We start from the raw sequence: 22,316 nt of genomic DNA, 5'->3' as shown, positions 1-22,316 counted from the left end.
GTCCGGAACGGCAGCCCTACCAGGTACCGAAGACGCGGTCGCCGTTGGCGGAGAGGTGACCGCACAGCTCGTCGAGGTCGGTGCCGGTGGTGGCGGCCAACGACCGGACGGTGAGCGGGATCAGGTACGACGCGTTCGGCCGCCCCCGGTGCGGCATCGGGGTCAGGTACGGCGCGTCGGTCTCCACCAGCAGCTGCCCGGGCGGGGTCAGGGCGGCGGCCTCACGCAGCGCCCCGGCGCTGGCGAAGGTCACCGTGCCGGCGAAGCTGAGCAGGTACCCCCGGCGGACGCACTCGGCGGCGAACTCCGCGTCGCCGGAGAAGCAGTGCAGCACGACGGTGTCCGGGGCGCCCTCGTCGTCCAGGATGCGCAGCACGTCGGCGTGCGCGTCCCGGTCGTGGATCACCAGCGGCTTGCCGTACCGCTTGGCGATCGCGACGTGCGCCCGGAAGCTCTCCTCCTGCGCGGCCCGCCCCTCGTCGCCGGTCCGGAAGAAGTCCATGCCGGTCTCGCCGATGCCGCGTACCCGGTCCAGGGCGGCGAGGGCCTCGATCCGGCGCAGCGCCTCGTCCAGGTCGGCCAGCCGGGGCGCCTCGTTGGGGTGCAGGGCGACGGTGGCGACCACCGCGGGGTAGCGCCCGGCGACGTCGGCGCCCCACTCGGACGAGGCGACGTCCACCCCCACCTGGACCAGCCGGTCCACCCCCACCGAGGCGGCCACCCCGATCGCGGCGGCCACCGGGTCGTCGGCCGGGCCGCCGGGCGTACCGGCCTCGCTGACCGTGATGTCGAGGTGGGTGTGACTGTCCGGGACAGGACGGGGCAGCGGCTCGGGGGCGGGCGGGAACTCCCCGGCCCGGCGGGCGGCACGCTGTCGGCGGGATTCGGTCGGCTCGCTCATCACCGCCAGCATCACACACCCGGACGGAACGCCGGTTGGCGTCCCCCACCGGCAATCCTCCGTTCATCCGGCCGGCATCCGGGGCGCTTAGCGTCTGGCCGGTGAGTGTCTCCGCCCAGACCGGTGACGCCGGCCGGGACCGGGCCGGGACCCGGGTGACCTACCGGGGTGCGGTGTACCCGGCGGAGGAACTGGCCCGGGGCTCCGCGTACGAGATCTTCAGCGGGACGGAGGTGCCCGGCTTCGAGTGGGCGCCCCGGCCCGGCGCGCCACTGCCGTGGCGGCGGTTCGTGCACGCCAGCGAGGTGACCGGGGTGTCCGGCGCGGCGGTGCCCGCCGAGGAGCCGGACGATCCCCTGCTGGTGCCGTTGCACCGCGAACGGGACTGGGCGCAGGTCCAGGCGCTCACCCAGCAGCCGGCGGCGGCCGGCCATCCGCTGCTCGCCACGTTGCGGGCCTCGGCGCGGATCCGGCGGGGCACCCGGATGGTGAAGGTGCTCTCCGCCCGCCAGCTCGCCGGGCACGTACGCGGCTGGCTGCCGCACGGTTTCTGCCACCGCGAGCACGACGTGGCCCACCTGCGTACCCCGGCGGGCCTGGCGGTGCTGCGGACCGACGGCGAGGTCGGGCCGGAGGGCCGGGACGTGGTGTACGCGCTGCGCTGGCGGGCCGCCGACCCGGGCGACTACGACCTGCCGGTCGGCGACGCGCACCGTGGCCTGACGGCGCTGCCCGCCCACGACCGGTTGGGCGCGCCGGTGCTCGGGACCGGGTTCGCGCCGAGCGACACCCAGGTCATCCCGGAGTTCGTCACCCGCGACTTCGCCGACCTGCCGATGCCGGCCAACGCCACCCTGCTCGCCTACCCGGCGGAGGGGGTGGAGGTGGTGCTCTACACCTACCAGGCCGAGCAGCGCGGCTGGCTGCGGATGGCCGGGCCGCGCTGGCGGCACCTGCTCGCGGCGGTGCCCGGTCTCTCCCCGGACCAGGAGTACGTGCCGGTCACCGAGCCGGCCGGGTCCACCCGCCTGGTCGGCAGCTACGCCGGTGGCGAGTACGAGGCGGTGGCCGACCTGCCGGGCGGGTTCCGGGTGCTGGCGATGACCCGTACCGCCCGGTACCCGGTCGAGTCGGTCGGCCGGCGGTTGCGGTACGCGTGCTGGCGCGACGTCGAGTGCCTGGTGTTGCGGGAGGAGGCCGGCTGGCTGCGGCTGCGGCTGCGCCGGCCGGACCCGGAGTCGGTGACGGCGACCGGCGCGCAGTGCCAGGAGCGGGGCGTCTACGAGACGTGGGCCCCGGCCGTCGAGGTCACCGACGACCGGATCGTCGACCTGCCACTGGCGGCGTGACGGTCGACGGCCTGCTGCTGGCAGCTTCACCACCCGCCGACCTGTCGCTGGCGGCATAACCGTCGGTGGCCCGGGAAAGCGCGGACGTCCGTACCGTCACGTGCTCAGGAGGTCGCATGCCTTTCGTCACCGTCGGCACCGAGAACGGCGCCCCGATCGACCTTTACTACGAGGATCACGGTTCGGGGCGGCCGGTGGTGCTCATCCACGGATTCCCGTTCAACGGGGCCACCTGGGAGAAACAGACCATGGCGTTGCTGGACGCCGGGTTCCGGGTGATCACGTACGACCGGCGGGGTTTCGGCAACTCCAGCCAGCCGACGTTCGGGTACGACTACGACACCTTCGCCGCCGACCTGGACGTGCTGATGACCCAACTCGACCTGCGGGACGCGATCTTGGTGGGGCACTCGATGGGCACCGGTGAGGTGACCCGCTACCTGGGCGCGTACGGGTCGAACCGGGTGAGCAAGGCAGTGGTGCTGGCCCCGCTCGCGCCGTTCCTGCTGAAGACGCCGGACAACCCGGAGGGCGTCGAGCAGAAGCTCTTCGACGGCTTCAAGCAGGCGATCATGAAGGACCGGTTCGCGTACCTGAGCAGCTTCTGCGACGCCTTCTTCAACTACCAGCAGAACAAGGGCAAGCTGGTCAGCGAGGAGGCGTACCGGGCGCACTGGAACATCGGCGCGCGGGCGTCGGCCAAGGGCACCCTGGACTGTGTGGACGCCTGGCTGACCGACTTCCGGGGCGACCTGCCCCGGATCAACATACCGGTGCTGATCGTGCAGGGCGACGCGGACGCCGTCCTGCCGTTCCCGGCGACCGGGCAGCGGCTGGCCCAGATGCTGCCCGACGCCAAGCTGGTCACCCTGCGCGGCGCGCCGCACGGCATCCCGTGGACCCACGCCGCCGAGGTGAACCGGGCGATCACCGAGTTCATCGGCACCCGGGCGATGGCGCACGCCTGAGCCGGGCCGGACGGGGCGGGCGGGGCGGCGGGCTAGACTTTCCTATGCCCACCCCGCCCCGTCGGGCACCGGGTGACCTGCTGGTACACCTGCGACGGGCCCGCGACCACGCCGACCGGCACTACGCCGAGCCGCTGGACCTCGCGGCTCTCGCGGCGGTCGCCAGCCTCAGCAAGTACCACTTCCACCGGCTCTTCACCGCCACGTACGGGATGTCCCCCGCGGCGTACGTCTCCCGGCGACGGGTGGAACGTGCGCAGGACCTGCTGCGGGCCACCAACCTCACCGTCACCGAGGTCTGTCACGCGGTCGGCTTCGCCAGCCTCGGTTCGTTCAGCAGCCGCTTCCGGCAGATCGTCGGCACCTCACCGAGCGAGTTCCAGCGCCGGTGGGCGGCGACCGGGGCACCCCGCATCCCGGGATGTTTCGTCTTCATGTGGGGTCTGGCCGAGCGTCGCGGTTGCGCAAGCGAGGAGAAGCCGGGCCCGGCCGAGGGCTCCTAGCGTGGCCCACATGATCACCAACATTTCGCTGACCTCGGTGTACGTGCAGGACATCGACGCCGCCAAGAAGTTCTACCTGGAGGTCCTCGGGTTCGTGGAGGGCACCGACCTCACTCTCGGTGAGGGGTACCGCTGGTGCACCGTGAAGCATCCGAGCCAGCCCGAACTGGAGGTCCACCTGACCGTGCCGGGGCCGCCGTACTCGCCGCAGACGGCCGAGGCGATCCGCCGGTCGCTGAACGAGGGTGGGATGTTCGCCCTCGGCCTGCGGGTCGACGACTGTCGCCGCACCTACCAGGAGCTCAGCGCCAAGGGGGTGGAATTCATCAACACCCCGGAGGACCGCCCGTACGGCGTGGAGGCCGTCGCCCGTGACAACTCGGGCAACTGGCTGGTGCTGGTCGAGCCCCGGGAGTTCACGCCCGACGACTTCGGCTGAGCGACGCCGGGTGGTCGGCCGGGGTGCCCCGGCCGACCACCGCCTTGTCAGGCGTCGCTCACCCGCCGAGGCGGGCCAGTTCCTCGTCGACGATCGACGGGTCGAGCTTGCGGAACACCGGCTTCGGCGCGGCCAGCGGCCGACCGGCCGTCAGCGGAACCGACTCCCAGCGCGCGCCGACGGTGTAGTCGCCGGTGAGCACCGGGTACGCCGGCCCGCCGTCGAGGTCCTCGACCTCGACCAGCGACGGCATCGGGGCGTGCACGCCGGTGCCGCCGAGCAGCTCGTGCACCTTCTGCGCGGAGTGCGGCAGGAACGGGGTGAGCAGGGTGTTCGCGTCGCTGACCACCTGCAGGGCGACGTGCAGGATGGTGCCCATCCGGGGCTTGTCGTCCTCCCCCTTCAGCTTCCACGGGGCCTGGTCGGAGAGGTACCGGTTGGCTTCGGCGACCACCTTCATCGCCTCGCCGATGGCCTGCTTCTGCCGGTGCCGGGCGATCAGGTCGCCGACCGTGTCGAAGCCGGCGCGGGCCACCGCCAGCAGCGCCTCGTCGGCCTCGGTCAGCCCGGCCGGGTCGACCGGCGGGATGGCCCCGAAGTTCTTCGCCGCCATCGAGATCGACCGGTTGACCAGGTTGCCCCAGCCGGCCACCAGCTCGTCGTTGTTGCGGCGGAGGAACTCCGCCCAGGTGAAGTCGGTGTCGTTGTTCTCCGGGCCGGCGACGGCGATGAAGTAGCGCAGCGCGTCGGCGTCGTACCGTTCGAGGAAGTCCCGGACGTAGATGACCACCCGGCGGGACGAGGAGAACTTGCGTCCCTCCATGGTCAGGAACTCGCTGGAGACGACCTCGGTGGGCAGGTTGAGCCGGCCCAGGTCACCCGGCGTGCCGTCCTTCGCGCCCTCGCCGGAGTACCCGGACAGCAGCGCCGGCCAGATCACCGAGTGGAAGACGATGTTGTCCTTGCCCATGAAGTAGTAGCCCAGGGCGTCCTTGCCGGCCCCGTCGGTGGACCACCACTTCCGCCACGCCTCGGGGTCGCCGGTGCGGCGGGCCCACTCGATGGACGCGGACAGGTAGCCGATCACCGCGTCGAACCAGACGTAGATCCGCTTGTCGGTGCGGTCCCGCCAGCCGTCGAGGGGGATCGGCACCCCCCAGTCCAGGTCCCGGGTGATGGCCCGGGGCTGGAGGTCGTCGAGCAGGTTCTTCGAGAACCGCAGCACGTTGGGCCGCCAGCCCTCCCGGGTGTCCAGCCACCGCCGCAGCACGTCGGCCAGGGCGGGCAGGTCGAGGAAGAAGTGCTCGGTCTCGACGAACTGCGGCGTCTCCCCGTTGATTTTCGACTTGGGGTCGATCAGGTCGATCGGGTCGAGCTGGTTGCCGCAGTTGTCGCACTGGTCGCCCCGGGCGCTGTCGTACCCGCAGATCGGGCAGGTGCCCTCGATGTACCGGTCGGGCAGGGTGCGGCCGGTGGACGGGGAGATCGCGCCCATGGTGACCTTCGGGACGATGTACCCGTTCCGGTACATCCCCTCGAAGAGCTGCTGCACCACGGCGTAGTGGTTGCGGGTGGTGGTCCGGGTGAACAGGTCGTACGACAGGCCGAGGCCGTGCAGGTCCTCCACGATCACCCGGTTGTACCGGTCGGCCAGCTCCCGCGCGGTGACCCCCTCGGCGTCCGCCTGCACCTGGATCGGGGTGCCGTGCTCGTCGGTGCCGGAGACCATGAGCACGTCGTGGCCGGCCATCCGCATGTACCGGGCGAAGACGTCGGAGGGGACGCCGAAACCGGAGACGTGGCCGATGTGGCGTGGGCCGTTGGCGTACGGCCAGGCTACCGCCGCGAGAACGTGACTCATGACCAACAAGCCTAGTGACCGCGTGGAACTGATCGCGAACCAATAGGCGGTACCCGCTGGTCAGCCGGCCGGGACCCACCGGCCCGGCCCGTCCGATTTGTCGTCGACACGCGGGGTGAGCTGCGGGTTGAGCCCGACAGGTCGGTGTCCAATGAATGCCGTGACTGGCAGAGGAGCCGCCCGCGAGCACGAGCAGCCCGGCACGGACGCTCCGGTCCCGGGCGTCCGGAGGGCGGCCGGTGCCGCCCCGGACAGCCGGTTGCCAGCCGACCCCGTCCCGGACAGCCGGCCGCCGGCCGGTCCCGCCCCGGACAGCCGGTTGCCGGCCGACCCCGCCCCGGACGGCCGCCCGTCGGCCGGTCCCGTCGCCGCGGACCGGGGCGCGACCGACCGGGAACGGACCGGGCCGGTCGCGCCACAGCCCCGGGCCACCCCGCCCCGACCACCCGACCACCACCGGCCGGTCGACACGGACCGGACCGACACCCCGGAACATCCGGACGAAGAACACCCCACCGGGGCGTACCGGATCGAACCGACCACCGGGGCGCCGGTGGACGAGGTACCGAGCCGGGTACCGGTCCGTCAACCGGGCGGTCCACCGCGTCCGGGGGTGCCGGCCGACGACGGCCCGGACGCCGACGAGGACGACTTCTGGCTGCCGATCGAGGAGGTGCACTGGGACGGCACCCCGATCCGGACGGAGCTGGCGGCACCCGATGCGCCGTCGACCCGGTGGGCCTGGCCCCGACGACGTCCACGGACCCGGGCGACCCGGCAGCGGGATCCCCGGTCCGGGCTGCCCGCGCTGCTCGGGCTGAGCCTGCTGGTGGCCTTCTTCGCCTGGGTGAGCGCCGAGCCGTTCTGGCTGGCCGTCGGGCACGGCACGGCGGGCACGGTGGTGGTCGACTGCACCGGGAGCGGTCTGACCCAGCGCTGCCGGGGCACGTTCACCGCCGGGGACGGCGGGTTCCTCGCCCACGGCGTACGGGTCAGCGGGGTGACCGCCGAGCAGCGGCAGGCGCGGACGGCGCTGGCCGCCCGGATGACCGGCCCGGACGGCGCGGCGGCGTACGTCGACACCGGCGGTGGCCGGCATCTGCGCTGGCTGCTGGGGTTCGCGCTGATGCTGGCGTGCGCGTCCGGGATCACCCGGGTCACCGGCACCGCCGGGCTGGCCGACCCCCGCTCCCGGCGCTGGGCCACCCTGGCCGCCTGGACCGCCCCGCTCCTGGTCGCCCTGGGTTTCCTCGCGGCGGCGTTCTGACCGCCACCAGGCGGCCTTCCGACGACCCCTACCAGGGGGAAGTGGGCCGGTCAGCGGTGGACGATCGTGTAGACGTCCCGGCGACGCAGGTCGTACTCGGTGGCGACGGCGGTGATGGCGTCCCGCCGGGACTCGCCGGCCGCCTCCCGCTCGGCGACCGCCGCGCGCAGTTCGTCCTCGCCGGGCGGTTCCGGGGTGGTCTCCGGGGCGCCGGCCACCACCAGGGTGATCTCGCCGCGCGGTTCGCCCTCGGCGGCCCACCGGGCCAGCTCGCCGAGCGGGCGGCGCAGCACCTCCTCGTACGTCTTGGTCAGCTCGCGGGCCAGCGCGGCCGGCCGGTCCGCGCCGAAGGCCGCGGCCAGGTCGGTCAGGGCCGCGGCGATCCGGTGCGGGGACTCGAAGATGACCAGGGTGCGTTCCTCGGCGGCCAGCGCCCGCAGGCGGGACCGCCGGGCGCCCGGCGAGCGGGGCAGGAAGCCCTCGAAGCAGAACCGGTCACAGGGCAGGCCGGAGAGGGCGAGGGCGGTGGTGACGGCGCTGGGGCCGGGCGCGGCGGTGACCGGTGCGCCGGCGTCGAGGGCGGCCCGGACCAGCCGGTAGCCGGGGTCGGAGACGCTGGGCATGCCGCCGTCGGTGACCAGCGCGACGGTGTACCCGGCGACGATCACCTCGACCAGTTCCGGGGTACGCCGTTCCTCGTTGCCCTCGAAGTAGGAGACGATCCGGCCGGGCACGGTGACGTCGAGGTCCCGCGCCAGGCGGGTGAGCCGGCGGGTGTCCTCGGCGGCGACCACGTCGGCGGTGGCGAGGACGTCCCGGAGCCGGGCGGAGGCGTCGGCGGGATTGCCGAGCGGCGCGCCGAGCAGAATCAGGCGGCCAGTTTCCGACATTTCACCCACAGTTACCCGCTCTTTCATCGACACACTTCCCGGTAATGGAGACGAGGACGCCGGCTGGCCCTCCAGGAGCCTACGATCGCGACGTGACCCAGGCGTCGACAGCAGCCCAGAGCGCCAGCGCCGGCCAGCCGGAGAGCGGGCCCGTGGAGCAGACCTCGGACTCCGGCGGACCGTCCTCCTCCGGAGCGTCCTCCGCCGGCCCGCCCGCCGACGGTGGGGGCGGCCGGCTGCCGGACGTGGTCCGCCGCCGGCTGGCCACCATCGACGGCCGGCTGGACGGGAACTCCTGGCTCGCCACGGCGGTGGTGGTGGCGATCGCCGCGATCCTGCGGCTGGTCGGGCTCAGCGACATCAAGGGCAAGATCTTCGACGAGGTCTACTACGCCCGGGACGGCTGGGCGCTGGTCGAGCACGGCGTCGAGTGGAACTTCAAGGACAACGCCCCGTCGTACGTGGTGCACCCGCCGCTGGGCAAGTGGCTGATCGGGCTCGGCGAGTGGGCCTTCGGCTACCAGGACGCCGAGCACAACATCTCGGTGCCCGGTGCCCTGCTGACCACCGCCCCCGAGTTCGGTTGGCGGATCTCCGCGGTGATCGCCGGTACGCTCTCGGTGCTGCTGCTGGTCCGGATCGCCCGGCGGATGTTCCGGTCCACCGTGCTGGGCTGCGCGGCCGGTCTGCTGCTCGCCCTGGACGGCTTCCACCTGGTGCTCTCCCGCACCGCCCTGCTCGACATCTTCCTGCTGCTGTTCGTCCTGGCCGCGTTCGGCGCGCTGGTGCTCGACCGGGACGCCCGGCGGCGACGCTGGGCGCGGGCCGTCGACGCCGGCCTGGACCCCACCGCCCCCGGTCGGGCCGGTCGTCCCCCGTTCGCCGTGCCGTGGTGGCGGCTGGCCGCCGGGCTGCTGCTGGGCCTGGCGTTCGGGGTCAAGTGGAGCGCGCTGTACTTCGTCCCGGTGTTCGCGCTCATGGTGATCCTGTGGGAGGTGGGGCTCCGCCGGTCGGTCGGGGTACGCCGCCCCTGGCGGGACGCGCTGCTGGACGAGCTGCCCTGGCTGGTGCTCGCCGGGGTGACGATGGCGCTGGCCTACCTCGCCACCTGGACCGGCTGGTTCCTCTCCGACGACGGGTACTACCGGCTCGCCGAGCGCTACCCGAACACCCCCGGGTTGAGCGACACGCCGGTGCTCGGGGCGCTCCAGAACCTGTACACGTACCACCGGGCGGCGCTGGACTTCCACACCACGCTCAGCACCCCGCACAAGTACCAGTCCTGGCCGTGGCAGTGGCTGCTGCTCGGCCGCCCGGTGGCCTTCCACTGGTCGGGCGAGGGCAACTGCGGCGCGCCGAGCTGCGCCAGTGAGATCCTGCTGCTCGGTACCCCGCTGCTGTGGTGGTCGTTCCTGCCGGCGCTGGCCGCCACGGCCTGGCTGGGCATCGCCCGGCGGGACTGGCGCGCCGGGGCGATCCTGCTCACGGTGGCGGCCGGGCTGCTGCCGTGGTTCTGGTTCGCGATCAGCGACGGCCGGGTGATGTTCTCGTTCTACACCGCGCCGGCCCTGCCGTTCCTGGTGCTGGCGGTGGTGTACGTGCTCGGGGCGATCATCTCGCCGGCCGGGGCGCGGGCGCCGGCTCCACCCGGGTCGGCCGCCGCGCAGGAGGCGTACGACCGCCGGCTGATCGGCAGCGTCGTCGCCGGGGTGTACGTCCTGCTGGTGGCGATCTGCTTCGCCTACTTCTATCCGATCTTCGTCGGCCAGCTCATCCCGTACGCGGACTGGTCGGCGCGGATGTGGCTGGACGGTCGCTGGATCTGACCGCATGCCGTGCCGGGGCCGCCCCCGGCACGGCACCGTCCGAGCTGCCGGGTCACGTCCAGCGACGGGTGCACCGGCGGCGGGCCGGGACCGGAGGGGCGGCGTCGGGAGGTCGGATCGTCGACAGGGCCGCGGGGCAGGCCGGGCGGCGTGGGTCCCGGGCACACAACGAGACGCGCCCCGATCGCCTGCCACGGGGGAAGCGGGCGATTGGGGCGCGCAAGAGAGAGCTTAACCACCTCGGATCACCGGCACAACGGGTCACCTCGGGTCAGATTCCCGACCCACGCCCCGCCGGGCAAATAGTTTACATCCGACATATAACTTTCCGTGCGGCCACATCCACCTTGCGGTGGTACGCCACCCCGCCCGGACCTGCGACAGCCCGGCACCTGCATCGATAATTTTCGCTAAGTTCACCTGACTCGGGATCCATGGGCATCTCCGTAACGTCGAATGACGGCAATACCGTGATCCGGATGGAGTTGTCATGTCCCGTACCCTCCGTTGGCTGGGCGGCCTGCTGGCCGCCGTCACCGTCGCCACCGCCGGCCTGGCCGCCCCGGCCCAGGCGGCGACGATCTCGCAGCCGTTACGCACCCTGATCGCCAACCTGCCCGTCGCCACCGAGATCCGCACCGGCTACTCGCGGGACCTCTTCCCGCACTGGATCGACGCCGACAGCGACGGTTGCAACACCCGGTACGAGGTGTTGATCGCCGAGGCGACCACCCGGCCCTCGGTCGGCTCGGGCTGCACCCTCACCGGCGGCCGGTGGTACTCCTACTACGACGCGACCTACTGGACCAACCCCTCCGACCTGGACATCGACCACATGGTCGCGTTGGCCGAGGCGTGGGACTCGGGCGCGCGGAGCTGGACCACCTCCCGCCGCCAGTCCTTCGCCAACGACCTGGGCGACGTCCGCTCGCTGGTCGCCGTGACCGACAACGTCAACCAGGCCAAGGGCGACCAGGACCCGGCCACCTGGATGCCGACCAACGACCGGTGCCGGTACGTCGCCGAGTGGGCGGCAGTGAAGACCCGCTGGCGGCTCACCGTCGACACGACCGAGAAGAACGCCCTGACCAGCTACGCGAACTCCTGCTCCAACATCACCGTCACCGTGACGCACGCGTTCTGACCGGCGGCGGCCCGGCCGACCCGCCTCACCCGGCCGGGCCACCACCCCCACCCACCCCCACCCTTCCCCTTCCGCGTTGACCATGAAGTTGTCGACGCGACACGCCGGTGCTCCGGACAACAACTTCATGATCAACGCGGAGAGAGGGGCGGGAGGGACGCGGAGGGACGCGGGAGGGGGGCGGTTCCACACTGGACGGTAGGGTGCCGGCCGTGATCATCGAGAAACGCCGCCTCGCCGTCCTCGTCGGGCTGCTGGCGGCCATCCTGCTGACCGGGCCGGCACCCGCCGCCGCCGATGACCATGACGACGACGAACCGCCACCCGAGCCACCCCGGGTGGAGCTGGTACTCGACGTCAGCGGCTCGATGCGGGCCGCCGACATCGGCGGACGCACCCGGATCGCGGTCGCCCAGCAGGCGTTCAACGAGGTCGTCGACGCGCTGCCCGACGAGACCCAGCTCGGCATCCGGGTACTCGGGGCCACCTACCCCGGCAAGGACAAGAAGGTCGGCTGCCGGGACACCCAGCAGATCGTGCCGGTCGGTCCGGTCGACCGTAACCAGGCCAAGGCCGCCGTGGCGACCCTGCGGCCCACCGGCTTCACCCCGGTCGGCCTGGCCCTGCGCGAGGCCGCGAAGGACCTCGGCACCGGGGCCACCACCCGCCGGATCGTGCTGATCACCGACGGGGAGGACACCTGCGCCCCACCCGACCCGTGCGAGGTGGCCCGGGAACTGGCCGCCCAGGGCACCAAACTGGTGGTGGACACCCTCGGCCTGGCACCGGACGAGAAGGTCCGCCGGCAGTTGCTGTGCATCGCCACCGCCACCGGCGGGACGTACACCGCCGCGCAGAGCGCCGAGGAACTCACCGGACGGATCAAGCAACTGGTCGACCGGGCCCGTGACACGTACACCCGGACCCCCACCACGGTCGGCGGCGCCGCCGGGTGCGCCGACGCGCCGCTGCTCGCCCCCGGCGTCTACACCGACCGGGAGCGGTTCTCCGAGCACCGCTGGTACCGGGTGCCGGTCCGGGCCGACCAGGAGCTGCGGGCCTCGGTGAGCATCTCGCTGGACCGGCCGCTGCGACCGGACCACGCGGTGCTGCTGCGGGCCACCGCACCCGACGGCCGCGAGCTGGTCCGGGGCAGTGACGCCGGCAGCGGACGCACCGACGTGCTCTCCGCCGGGCTGCGCTGGTCCGCCACCGGCGACGACGGGGACGACGACGCGGACGACGACACCGGCGCGGGTACCGAGGTCTCCGCCACGCCCGACGCCGATCGACCGACGACGGTCTGCCTGGTGGTCAGCAACGCCTTCGCGCCGGCCGCCGGTACCCGCACCGAACCCGGGATGCCGGTCGAGCTGACCATCGACGTGGTCGACGCCTCGCCCACGCCGGACGGCCCCGACCTGGGACGCGGCTGGGTGCTGCTGCTCCTGCTGACCGTGGCCGGCCTGCTCACCGGGCTGCTCGCCGGCGTACTGACCCGCTGGTGGGTCGCCACCTGGGGGGAGAAGTGACGACGATGCGTACCCGATCGACGCGGGCCGGGGCGGCGGCGCTGGCCGTCGCCGCGCTCACCCTGCTCCCGGCGGGCCCGGCGGCCGCCCAGCCGACCCCCTCGCCCGGCGCGACCACGGTGACCACGGCGGGCACCTCGTTCCTGACCGCCACCGGGATCAGCGCCGGGCAGCCGGTGCGGGTGGGCGGCGCGCTGGGTGACCACCTGTACTGGTCGTTCCCGGCCGACGCCGGGCAGACCCACGAGATCGCCGTGACGGTGACCTTCCCGAAGCCGCGCACCGGGGCGGCCACCTGGACGGTCGACGTCTTCGACGGGCTGCGCCGCCGACAGGCGTGCACCGCCGGGGCGCAGACCCCGACCGTGGCCGGGTCCGCCGGCAGCGTCTCCCTCGGCTGCACGCTGCGCCGGGTGCGGTCCTGGGCCGAGCCGTGGTCCGCCGACCCGCTGCCCGGCACGTACTACGTCCGGCTCTCCGTGGTGGCGCTGCCCGAGCCGGACCTGGGCGCGCCGATCGACGTGGACCTGCTGGTCTCGGCCGACGACGGTGACGCCGGGGCCGACGAGGGTGAGCTGTCCACCCCGCTGCATCCGAACACGAAGGCCGGTCAGATCCTCACCGGCGACCCGGCCGCGCTTCCCGCCGACGATGACGACGGCTGGGACTGGACGGGCTGGCTGCCCGACCTGTCGTCCCGGTGGATCTGGACCACGGCCGGCGGTGTCCTCGCCGCCGTCGCCAGCATCGTCGGTTTCGCCCTCACCCGCCGCCGCCCGTGACCGCACGGGTGCCCCCGCGTGGACGCGTGCCGTGCCGCGGGGGCACCCGGGCCGGAGCCGACCGGCGGGGTGGTCGGCACCCGGCAACTCCGCGAGAATGAGTTCGCCGTCGATGTCCGGCGGCGGGCCCTCCCCGGTACCGTGGGGTCGGCCCGCCGCCGGCCTGGCACGGCTGTCGGCGTACCTGAAGGGGGAGCGTGATGCGTGACCTGCTGCCACCGTCGGTCGCAGTGGCGGTGGCCGGGCCGGCGGACTTCGTCGGTGAGCTGCTGCCCGCCGAGCAAGCCTGCCTCGGCGAGCGGGCGGTGGAGAGCCGGCGGCGCGACTTCACCGCCGGCCGGGTCTGCGCCCGCCGGGCCATGACCGACCTCGGCCTGCCGCCGGTGGCGGTCCCGTCCGCCGAGGACCGCTCCCCGGTCTGGCCGGCGCAGGTGGTCGGCACCATCACCCACACCCGGGGGTACGCTGCCGCCGCAGCGGCCCGCCGCGACGAGGTCCGCTCGGTCGGCATGGACGCCGAGCAGCACAAGATCCTCGACGACGGGGTACGCCGGCTGATCTGCCTGCCGGCCGAGCTGGACCGCTGCCCGCAGCTCCCGGCCGGCACCTCCTGGCACGCGGTGATCTTCAGCGCCAAGGAGACCGTCTACAAGGTGTGGCACCCGGTGGTCGGCACCTGGCTCGACTTCCACGACGCCCACGTCGAGCTGGACCCGGACGCGGGGGTCTTCACCGCCCGCGTCGCGCCGGCCAAGGTCGAGCAGGCCCGGGAGAAGGTCGACGACCCGCCCGGCCTGATCACCGGACGGTTCGTCGTGGCCGACGGCCTGGTCCGCACCGCCGCCGTCCTGCTCCCGTACTGACGGTCGCCTTCCCGGCTGACGGTCGTCTTCCCTGGCTGGCCGGGCCGTCGGCCGGGCCGCCGTCAGCGGGGTGCGTGACGGCTGACGTGCACGGCGAACGGCTCGAGACCGACCTCGGCGCGGCGCACGTCGAGCCGATCCGGGTCCTCGACCGGCCACGGCACCGGCTCCCCGTCGACCACGTCGGCGATCTGCGTGCCGTACCGCTGGGGGTGGCCCTCGTTGACCAGCACCCGGTCACGGAGGGTGGCGAGTTGCGCCGGCTCCGCCTCGCCCGCCGCCACCGCCGCTTCCATCAGGCGCAGCGCCCGCCGCTGCACGTCGAGCTGCCGGTCCGCGTGCGCCGCGACCAGCCAGGCCCGCCGGGCCGCTTCCGCGCCGACCAGGCTCCGCCCCGGCCAGCCGTACCGGTCGAGGATCGTGGCGAGCCGGTCCGCGTTCCGCGTGGTCACCTCCCGGTACGCCAACCGGGCGGGCAGGTCCGGGCCGAGCGCGCCCGGCTGCCGGCTGCGGTCCTCGTCGGTCATCGCGGTCAGCTCGTCCGCCAGCGCGGCCAGTTCGTCGTTCCCGTCCGTCATTCCGGTGCTCCCGTTTTCGGCTCGTGGGTCGACGGCCGACCCGGAACCGACCGTAGGTGACGCACCGGGCCGGAAAATCCGTCCAGGGTCGGACGGGACGGCTTCCCCGGCCTGGCAGAATCGATCGTGGGGCACGGTGGTGTCCCGGTCGGCACGGTCGGTCAGTCCGCGTGTTCGGTACGAACAGGGGACGCCTGCGGAGCTGCCGCAGGGAAGGATGTGTCGGTGCCTCGGCACCCCCGGGTGGGGAGAGCGCCGAGCCCTCTCGTCCCTCTGTATCCGGGAGCACCGTGAGTCACCCCCCAGGCCCGCCGCAGGATCCCTACCAGCCGGACCCTGACCCGTACGGCTACTCGGATCCGCAGTACCACCCGGATCCGACGGCACCGCCACCCGCGTACCCGCCCGGCTCGCCGGCCTACCCGCCGGGGGGCAGCTACCCGCCCACCACGCCCTACCCGGCGTACCAGCCGGAGCCGTCGACCCCGGTGCCGCCGTACCCGACCAGCGGCGCGCCCGAATCGGCGTACCCCCCGGTCTCCGGCGCGCCCGGCTACCCGCCACCGTCCTCGGGTGCGCCGGGCTACCCGCCGCCGTCCTCCGGCGCGCCGGGCTACCCACCGCCGGGCTCGGGAGCGCCCGGCTACCCGCCGCCGTCCTCCGGAGCGCCGGGGTACCCGCCGGTCTCCGGCGCGCCCGGCTACCCGCCACCGGTCTCCGGCGCGCCGGGCTATCCGCCGGCCTCGGGCGCGCCCGGGTACCCGCCGCCGTTGGGCGGGGCGCTGCCGCCCGGCCCGGCGTACGGGCCCGGCCCCGGGTATCCGCCCGGACCGCCGTACGCGCCGGCCAAGTCGTCCGGTGGCGGCGGGAAGGCCCTGCTGGTCGTCGGCATCATCGCGGCGGCGCTGGTGTTGCTCTGCTGCGCCGGGCTGGCCGTCGTGGCGCTGACCGGGGACGAGATCCCCGACCAGGATCCCGGATACGGACTGCCCACGTCGGGCAGTTCCAACGCGCCGCTGATCGCGCCGACGGACGCCGCGCCGGGGCTCGCGTCCAGCCCGACCGCCGCTGCCCCCGAGCCGACCCGGACCCGCAACGACGGCGAGACCTTCGACATGAAGGTCGGCGACACCCTGGTGATCACCGACAGCGACGGCACCCTCGAGGTCACCATCAACCGGTTCACCACCTCGAACAAGGGTTGCCGGTCGTTCGCGCCCGACCCGGACGAGGGGATGTACCTGATCGCCGACGTGACCGCCCGGGTCACCAAGGGCACCGCCTCGATCAACCCGTTCTACTTCGAGTGGGTGGCCGACGACGGCACCACCACCAACGGGCTGATCGGCGCGCTCTCCGGCTGCGGCAACCCGCTCGACTCCGGGGTCAACCTGCGGACCGGCAGCAAGCGCAGCGGCACCGTGGTCTTCGACGTGGCCGACAAGAAGGGCGTGGTCGAGTACCAGCACAACTTCGAGGCCGCCGGCTCCTGGAAACCGTGACGGGGGCGGCGACGCCGGGGTGCCGCCGTCGCCGGGCCGGGCGCGGTCAGCCGCCGTCGTCGCCGAGCAGCCGCCGCGCCTCGGCCGTCACGTCCGGCGAGGCCACCGGCGACCAGGCGGCGAAAAGGGTACGGAAGTAGTCGCCGTACCGCTGCGCCACCGTCGGGTCGTACGCCATGACGTCCAGCTCGTTGACGACGCAGAGGTCCACGAACGGACGGAGCTGCCCCGGGGCCAGCGTCTCGACCCGGCCGGTGTGCCGGTCGACGAGCTGCCCGGTCCCGGCCAGGTTCCGCCAGCTCCGCCGCCGGTCGCAGGCCCCGTACAGGTGGACCAGTCGTTCCGCGTCCACGCCGACCAGCGCCCGCAGCGGTTCCCGGTCAGCCGGGTCGAGCAGGACGAGGTCGAAGCCGTCGGTGCCGTACGCGGCATGGGTGAGCCCGGCCAGGCGGACGGCCTCGTCGTGGCCGGCGGCCCCCAGCCGGTCGTGGACCCGCAGCAGGTGGGCGTAGAGGGTGCCGCCGGGATGGTCGACGGTCTCGGCGCCCCGCTCCCGCAGCCATCGACATGCGTCGTCAAGTCGGCTCATTCCCCCGACTGTAGGGGGACCCGGCCCGGGGCGCGGATCGCTACCGTGGCCCGGATGTACGAACTCCAGCGGCTCGCCGCCCACCACGCCACCGCGCTGCTGCACTTCGAACGGGAGAACCGGGCCTGGTTCGCGCGGTCCGTGCCGGACCGGGGCGACGACTACTTCACCGGTTTCGCCGCCCGGCACACGGAGATCCTCGCCGAGCAGGCCGCCGGCCGGCACCACTTCCACCTGCTGGTCGACGGCGACGGGGCCGTACTGGGGCGGGTCAACCTGGTCGACGTGGACCCGGCCGACGGCAGCGCCGCGCTGGGTTTCCGGGTGGCGGAACGGGTCACCGGCCGAGGTGTCGCCACCGACGCCGTCCGCCGGGTCCTCACCCTGGCCCGCGACACGTACCGGCTGCGCCGGCTGTACGCCTCGGCCACGCTGACCAACGCCGGGTCGCTCGGGGTGCTGCGGGCCACGGGTTTCACCCCGGTCGGCGAGGTGACCCTGGACGGGCAGCCCGGTCTGCGGCACGTCCGCGAGCTGACGCCCGACGGGTAGCCTCAAGGTCACCGGAAGGATGGGGGTCCGATGGGCATTCTGCACCTCAGCCGACCGTATGACGCGGGGGCCGTACTGCGCCGGGTCTGGGTGACCGTGGACGGGCTCCGGGTGGCCGGGCTCCGGCCGGGCCAATCGGTCGACGTTCCGGTCACCGCCGGCCTGCGGGTCGTCCAGGCGGCCCTGGACTGGACCCGCAGCGAGCCCCTGTCCGTGCGGGTGGACGGGAGCGCGACGGTGTCGGTGGAGGCGTCTCTGCCTGTCGACGCCTACTGGCGGGCGTTCGTCACCCCGTCCCGGGCGCTCGACCTGCGGATGGTCCTGCCGCACCGGGGCGGTGCCGGGGGGCCTGAGTCTGCCGTCCCGGCCGTCGACCTCGTCCGGACCCTTACCCGAATCGCCAGCCGGCGTTCTGATACACGTGCGCCGCAACTTTGTCGCCCGGCGAAGAAATGACGTTCACCGATGTGCTGACGATTCTGCCGGGGCCGCCGGTTCTGTAGATTCTGGCAACCATCCCGAGGCCACCGGACCGGTGCCGGAAGCGCTGGAGTGGCCGGCCAGAAAGGGGCGCGCAGATGAGACTCCCATGGGTGACCGCCACCGGCCCCCGCTGGGTCGGACCGACCAACGGCCCCCGCCGGGGTGGGCCGACGGCCGGCCGCTACGGGCGAGGGCTGACGGCCCACCCCGACCGACGTGGACCGACGGCCGGTGCCCGCCGACGTGGACTGACGGCCGTGGCGCTGCTCGCCACCGCCCTGGCCGCCACCGGCTTCGCCGGTCCGGCCCCCGACCGGGCTGCGGCAGCCGACCGGGCTCCGGCGGCGGTCGGTGAGATCCGGGGGCCGGCCGGCGCGACCGCGGTTCCCGGAAGCTACCTGGTCGTGCTCCGGGACAGCGCGGTCGGCGGCCGGGCCGGCACCCGGCAGTCCGCCGTCGCCACCCTCGTGGGGCAACTGGCCGAGCGTTTCGGCATCCGGCCGGACCGGGTGTGGGGTGAGGCGCTCAACGGCTTCTCGGTACGCACCTCGGAGGCGGTCGCCCGCCGGCTGGCCGCCCACCCGTCGGTGGAGTACGTCGAACGGGACCAGACCGTCGAGTTGTCCACCACGCAGCCGAACGCGCCCTGGAACCTGGACCGGATCGACGCGCCGGTCGGGCTCAGCACCAGCTACAACTACGTCAGCGAGGGCTACCCGGTCCGGGCGTACGTCGTCGACACCGGCATCCACGTCAGCCACCAGGAGTTCGGCGGTCAGGCGTACCACGGGTACGACGCCATCGACGGCACGCTGCCGGCGGAGGACTGCGTCGGGCACGGCACGCACGTGGCCGCCACCATCGGCGGCACCACGTACGGGGTGGCGAAGGACGTCCTGCTGGTCGCGGTGAAGGTGGCCGGCGACTGCACCGGCCTGCCCAGCACCGTCACCACCGTGATCAACGGCATCAACTGGGTGGTCGCCGACCACCAGCCCTGGGATCCGCCCGCCGTCGCCACCATCGCGCTGATGGCCGGCCTGAGCAACGCGGTGAACACGGCGGTGGCGAACCTCGTCGCCGACGGGGTCACGGTGGTCGTGGCGGCGGGCAACTCGAACGCCAACGCCTGCAACTACCCGCTGGCCTCGGTACCGACCGCCCTGACCGTCGGCGCGACCCAGTCGAACGATGCCCGCGCCAGCTTCTCCAACTGGGGAAGTTGCGTGGACCTCTTCGCGCCCGGCGTGAACATCGTGTCGGCCACGTACACCTCGAACACGGCCACCGTCTCGTGGAGCGGAACCTCGCACGCCGCGCCGCACGTGGCCGGGGTCGCCGCCCGGGTACTCGGCAACAACCCGACCTGGACGCCCGCCCAGGTGCACGCCTACCTGACCGCCGTCGCCAGTCCGGTGGTCACCAACCCGGGCACCGGCTCCCCCAACAAGCTGCTGTACCTGTCCCCGCTGCTCTGAGACCCGCTGCTCTGAGACCCTCCGCGCAGGGGCTCCGCCGGACGTCGGCGGAGCCCCTTGCCGGGCCCGACTCAGCCGGTCGGTACGACGCCGACGTTCAGCTCGGCGACCGTGGTCCACGGTTGTCCGTTGACCTCACCGAGGGTGCGCAGCCGCACGTACCCGCCGGTGGTGGGCGGGATGGTCACGGTCTGCTCGGCGGCGGTGTTCGGGAAGGTGCCGGTCGCCACCGGGTTGCCCCAGGTGTAGCCGTCGTTCGACACGTACACCTCGTAGCCGGTGATCCGTCCGTTGGCGCTGTCCTGCCGGGGCAGGTAGTGCAGCCGGTTCACCTGGTACGACCCGTTCAGGTCCAGGTCGATCCAGTGCGGGTGCGGCAGGGCGGACGACCGGGTCCGGGTGTGCCAGTAGGTGCCGGTGTTGCCGTCCAGCACGTTGGTCGCCCGACCGTTCGTCTGCAACGTCTCCTGGCTGCTCACGTCGGCCACGTCCAGTTGGGACTGCGGCAGCCGGACGCTGGCCCCCCGGTCGAGGTACCGGGCGGTGTAGGTGGTGGGGACGGCCGGCGCGGTGATCAGGTGGGTCTGCGCGCCCCCGTCCGACCAGGACGCGAAGTCGTACGTGGTGCCGCCGGCGTTCTGCGGGGTCACCGCGCTGACCGTGTTCGTCGAACCCTGGATGACGGTCCGGGTGAACGGGGTGGTCTGCGGGCCGGAGTTGAAGACCACCTGCAACCCGGGCGGGTTGGTGGCGACCGTCAGGTTCACGGTCTTCGGGTCGAGTCGCCGGCTGGTCGAGTGGGTCAGCCCGCCGGCGTCGGTGGCGGTGAGCACCAGTTCCAGGTACGACGGGTACTCGTGGTCCGGGCCGGCGATCGTGCCGCCGGCCACCCCGTCCCACTCCTGGAGGACGTGGATGTGGCAGTTGTCCGGCGCGGAGCAGTGGTGCAGGTTCATCCGCCAGTCCAGCGCGGACGCCGGCAGGGTGCCCTGGTCCGGGTCGGTGGCGTGCCCGGTGAACGTGATCGGGGTGTTCACCGCCCAGGTGAAGCCGGCTGCCGGGGTGTCGATGACGGCGGTCGGCAGGCTGTTGCCGGTCTGGATGGGTACCGTCGCGGTGGCGCTGGCCCCGAGCGTGTCGACCACCCGCAGCCGGGCCGTGTACGGGCCGCCCGCCGGGTAGGTGTACTGGGCGGTGGCGGTGGTGGCGTCGACCGTCCCGTCGTTGGTGAAGTCCCACTCGTAGCGCAGTTTGCCCTGGTCGGCCGGGTCGGGGTCGGTGGAGCCGGTGCCGTTGAAGCTGACCGTCAGCGGGGCCGGACCGGAGGTCGGCGTGGCGTTGATCTGCGCGACCGGCGGCTGGTTGCCGGGGAAGTAGCGGATCCGGCGGATCGCGCCGCCGCCGATGTCGACGTAGTACAGGTCGCCGCCGGGGCCGATGGCCAGGTCGACCGGGTTGGACGCGGCGGCGGCGAAGGTCTGCCGGTTGCTCGCCACCGGCAGCCCACCGGGCGCGGCGGGCAGCATCGCCCAGATGCAGTCCCGGGAGTAGTCGGAGAAGAACAGGGCACCCTGGTACGCCGCCGGGTAGCTGCCGCCGGCCGCCGGGTAGAAGGCCACCCCGCCGACGGACGAACTGCCGGTCGGGCAGGTCTCGCCGGGGACGACGGTCGCGGCGTGGTCGTACGCGTAGAAGGGCGCGGTCTGCCCGGCCCCGGTGTAGAGGTTCTCGCAGACGTTCAGGTTCGCCCCGTCGTACCCGCCCTGCCGGCCGGCGCCCTCGTAGCAGGGCCAGCCGAAGTTGGTCACCCCGCTGGTGGGGTTGGGGACCCGGTTGATCTCCTCCCACTTCGTCCAGCCGACGTCGCCGAGCCACACCTCGTTGCTGCCGGGTCGGACGGTGATCCGGTACGGGTTGCGCATGCCGTCGGCGACGATCCGGCGGGCGTTCGGGTCGGCGCTGCCGGCCAGCGGGTTGCCGGGGGCGGCCTGGCCGGTGGCCGGGTCGAGGCGCAGCAACGTGCCGTCCAGGCCGGTCGCGTCGGCGGGGGTGCGCAGGTCCTGGGAGCGCAGCGCGCCGCCCTCGGCGGTGGGCGGGGTCATCGCGCCGCCGGGCGGGTCACCGCACGGGTTGATCGGGGTACCGCGCTGGCCGTAGTCGACCACGTCGTAGCTGGCCCCGTCGCCGGCCGAGACGTACAGCATGCCGTCCGCGCCGAACGCCAGGTCACCGACGGAGTGGCTGGCGTACTGCTGGCACCAGTCCTGGACGAGCACCTGTTCGCTGCCGGTCATCTGGTTGCCGGCGGCGGTGAGCCGGGAGAGCCGGCCGGTGATGACGCACTGGCCGCCGTTGGTGCCGCCGACGGCCGCACAGTTGTCGTTCCAGTACGGGGCCGTCTGGCCGGGCGGCGCGTCGTAGGAGTAGAGCACGTACACGTACGGCTGGGCCGGGAACTGCGGGTGGACGGCGAGCCCGAGCAGCCCCCGGTCGTGCTGGTTGTGCACGTTGGCGGAGAGGTCCGCGAAGGTGGTCGGGGTGGTGTCGGCCAGGTCGTCGTACACCCGGATCCGGCCGCCCTTCTCGGCCACGAAGATCCGCCCGTCCGGGGCGAACTCGATGTTGGTCGGCAGGTTGAGCCCGCTGAACACCACCTGTTCCTGGAAGCCGGTCGGCAGCGTCACCGCGCTCGCCGGTGTGGCTGTCGTGACGACCGGTGTCGTCACCGCCGCCAGTAACGCCGCGACCAGGCCGATCCGGCCCAGCCGACGTTTCCCTACCCTGTCCGACATGCTGCTCGATACCCCCC

20 protein-coding genes are annotated in these 22,316 nt (G+C 73.3%); 14 read left to right on the top strand and 6 right to left on the bottom strand.

What is annotated here, in order from left to right; genetic code table 11:
* Positions 1–16: 16 nt before the first annotated feature.
* Positions 17–913, bottom strand: coding sequence for a TatD family hydrolase (locus tag PVK37_RS10170; RefSeq protein ID WP_275033576.1), 897 nt, complete (start codon positions 911–913; stop codon positions 17–19).
* Positions 914–1,002: 89 nt separating this feature from the next.
* Here PVK37_RS10170 and PVK37_RS10165 point away from each other — a divergent pair, with 89 nt between their 5' ends.
* The 4 genes from PVK37_RS10165 (at position 1,003) to PVK37_RS10150 (ending at position 4,160) form a co-directional block, all read left to right on the top strand.
* Entirely contained in the window at positions 1,003–2,250 is a 1,248-nt protein-coding gene (locus tag PVK37_RS10165) for a hypothetical protein (protein WP_275033575.1), read from the top strand.
* A gap of 116 nt (positions 2,251–2,366) precedes the next feature.
* Positions 2,367–3,218 (top strand): alpha/beta fold hydrolase, encoded by an 852-nt coding sequence (locus PVK37_RS10160; RefSeq protein ID WP_275033574.1) that lies wholly within the window; start codon positions 2,367–2,369, stop codon positions 3,216–3,218.
* A 44-nt stretch (positions 3,219–3,262) separates the two neighbouring features.
* Positions 3,263–3,721 (top strand): helix-turn-helix transcriptional regulator, encoded by a 459-nt coding sequence (locus PVK37_RS10155; RefSeq protein ID WP_275033573.1) that lies wholly within the window; start codon positions 3,263–3,265, stop codon positions 3,719–3,721.
* A 10-nt stretch (positions 3,722–3,731) separates the two neighbouring features.
* Positions 3,732–4,160, top strand: a complete 429-nt coding sequence (locus tag PVK37_RS10150; protein ID WP_275033572.1) for a VOC family protein — start codon at positions 3,732–3,734, stop codon at positions 4,158–4,160.
* Positions 4,161–4,218: 58 nt separating this feature from the next.
* Here PVK37_RS10150 and metG read toward each other — a convergent pair whose 3' ends face one another.
* Positions 4,219–6,021: a methionine--tRNA ligase gene (gene metG, locus PVK37_RS10145; RefSeq protein ID WP_275033571.1), complete on the bottom strand. Its 1,803-nt coding sequence runs from the start codon at positions 6,019–6,021 to the stop codon at positions 4,219–4,221.
* A gap of 151 nt (positions 6,022–6,172) precedes the next feature.
* On the opposite strand from metG, the gene PVK37_RS10140 reads away from it, so the two are divergent.
* Positions 6,173–7,288 (top strand): hypothetical protein, encoded by a 1,116-nt coding sequence (locus PVK37_RS10140; protein ID WP_423791024.1) that lies wholly within the window; start codon positions 6,173–6,175, stop codon positions 7,286–7,288.
* Between the two features lie 50 nt (positions 7,289–7,338).
* Here the strand turns inward: PVK37_RS10140 and rsmI are convergent, their stop codons facing one another.
* Entirely contained in the window at positions 7,339–8,205 is an 867-nt protein-coding gene (rsmI, locus tag PVK37_RS10135; RefSeq protein WP_423791023.1) for a 16S rRNA (cytidine(1402)-2'-O)-methyltransferase, read from the bottom strand.
* A gap of 17 nt (positions 8,206–8,222) precedes the next feature.
* On the opposite strand from rsmI, the gene PVK37_RS10130 reads away from it, so the two are divergent.
* The 5 genes from PVK37_RS10130 to PVK37_RS10110 all read left to right on the top strand — a co-directional run bounded on the left by PVK37_RS10130 (position 8,223) and on the right by PVK37_RS10110 (position 14,325).
* Positions 8,223–10,004, top strand: a complete 1,782-nt coding sequence (locus tag PVK37_RS10130; protein ID WP_423791022.1) for a dolichyl-phosphate-mannose--protein mannosyltransferase — start codon at positions 8,223–8,225, stop codon at positions 10,002–10,004.
* Positions 10,005–10,494: 490 nt separating this feature from the next.
* Entirely contained in the window at positions 10,495–11,148 is a 654-nt protein-coding gene (locus tag PVK37_RS10125) for an HNH endonuclease family protein (RefSeq protein WP_275033567.1), read from the top strand.
* A gap of 215 nt (positions 11,149–11,363) precedes the next feature.
* A complete protein-coding gene (locus tag PVK37_RS10120; RefSeq protein WP_423791068.1) occupies positions 11,364–12,680 on the top strand; it encodes a VWA domain-containing protein in 1,317 nt (438 codons plus the stop codon).
* A gap of 5 nt (positions 12,681–12,685) precedes the next feature.
* Positions 12,686–13,462 (top strand): peptidase, encoded by a 777-nt coding sequence (locus PVK37_RS10115; protein ID WP_275033565.1) that lies wholly within the window; start codon positions 12,686–12,688, stop codon positions 13,460–13,462.
* 200 nt (positions 13,463–13,662) lie between these two features.
* Positions 13,663–14,325, top strand: coding sequence for a 4'-phosphopantetheinyl transferase family protein (locus PVK37_RS10110; RefSeq protein WP_275033564.1), 663 nt, complete (start codon positions 13,663–13,665; stop codon positions 14,323–14,325).
* 62 nt (positions 14,326–14,387) lie between these two features.
* On the opposite strand, the gene PVK37_RS10105 is transcribed toward PVK37_RS10110, so the two are convergent.
* A complete protein-coding gene (locus PVK37_RS10105; RefSeq protein ID WP_275033563.1) occupies positions 14,388–14,903 on the bottom strand; it encodes a DUF6624 domain-containing protein in 516 nt (171 codons plus the stop codon).
* Positions 14,904–15,193: 290 nt separating this feature from the next.
* Here PVK37_RS10105 and PVK37_RS10100 point away from each other — a divergent pair, with 290 nt between their 5' ends.
* Positions 15,194–16,405 carry a DUF4352 domain-containing protein gene (locus PVK37_RS10100; RefSeq protein ID WP_275033562.1) on the top strand — a complete coding sequence of 404 codons (1,212 nt, stop codon included), beginning with the start codon at positions 15,194–15,196 and terminating at the stop codon, positions 16,403–16,405.
* A 46-nt stretch (positions 16,406–16,451) separates the two neighbouring features.
* On the opposite strand, the gene PVK37_RS10095 is transcribed toward PVK37_RS10100, so the two are convergent.
* Positions 16,452–16,994: a DUF6817 domain-containing protein gene (locus tag PVK37_RS10095; protein ID WP_275033561.1), complete on the bottom strand. Its 543-nt coding sequence runs from the start codon at positions 16,992–16,994 to the stop codon at positions 16,452–16,454.
* A gap of 54 nt (positions 16,995–17,048) precedes the next feature.
* Here PVK37_RS10095 and PVK37_RS10090 point away from each other — a divergent pair, with 54 nt between their 5' ends.
* The 3 genes from PVK37_RS10090 to PVK37_RS10080 all read left to right on the top strand — a co-directional run bounded on the left by PVK37_RS10090 (position 17,049) and on the right by PVK37_RS10080 (position 19,507).
* On the top strand, positions 17,049–17,546 hold the full coding sequence (locus tag PVK37_RS10090) for a GNAT family N-acetyltransferase (RefSeq protein ID WP_275033560.1): 498 nt from the start codon (positions 17,049–17,051) through the stop codon (positions 17,544–17,546).
* Between the two features lie 30 nt (positions 17,547–17,576).
* Complete coding sequence (locus tag PVK37_RS10085) at positions 17,577–18,002, top strand: hypothetical protein (protein WP_275033559.1); 426 nt, start codon at positions 17,577–17,579, stop codon at positions 18,000–18,002.
* Positions 18,003–18,286: 284 nt separating this feature from the next.
* The gene (locus PVK37_RS10080; RefSeq protein ID WP_275033558.1) at positions 18,287–19,507 is read left to right on the top strand and encodes a S8 family peptidase; all 1,221 of its coding nucleotides are present in this window, start codon (positions 18,287–18,289) and stop codon (positions 19,505–19,507) included.
* A gap of 71 nt (positions 19,508–19,578) precedes the next feature.
* Here PVK37_RS10080 and PVK37_RS10075 read toward each other — a convergent pair whose 3' ends face one another.
* Complete coding sequence (locus PVK37_RS10075) at positions 19,579–22,299, bottom strand: PQQ-dependent sugar dehydrogenase (RefSeq protein WP_275033557.1); 2,721 nt, start codon at positions 22,297–22,299, stop codon at positions 19,579–19,581.
* Positions 22,300–22,316 lie beyond the last annotated feature (17 nt).

The sequence above is a fragment of the Micromonospora cathayae genome (assembly GCF_028993575.1).
In the GTDB taxonomy this organism is placed as follows: domain Bacteria; phylum Actinomycetota; class Actinomycetes; order Mycobacteriales; family Micromonosporaceae; genus Micromonospora; species Micromonospora cathayae.
Note: the sequence above shows the minus strand (reverse complement) of the source record. Positions and strands in the feature narration are given on the sequence as shown.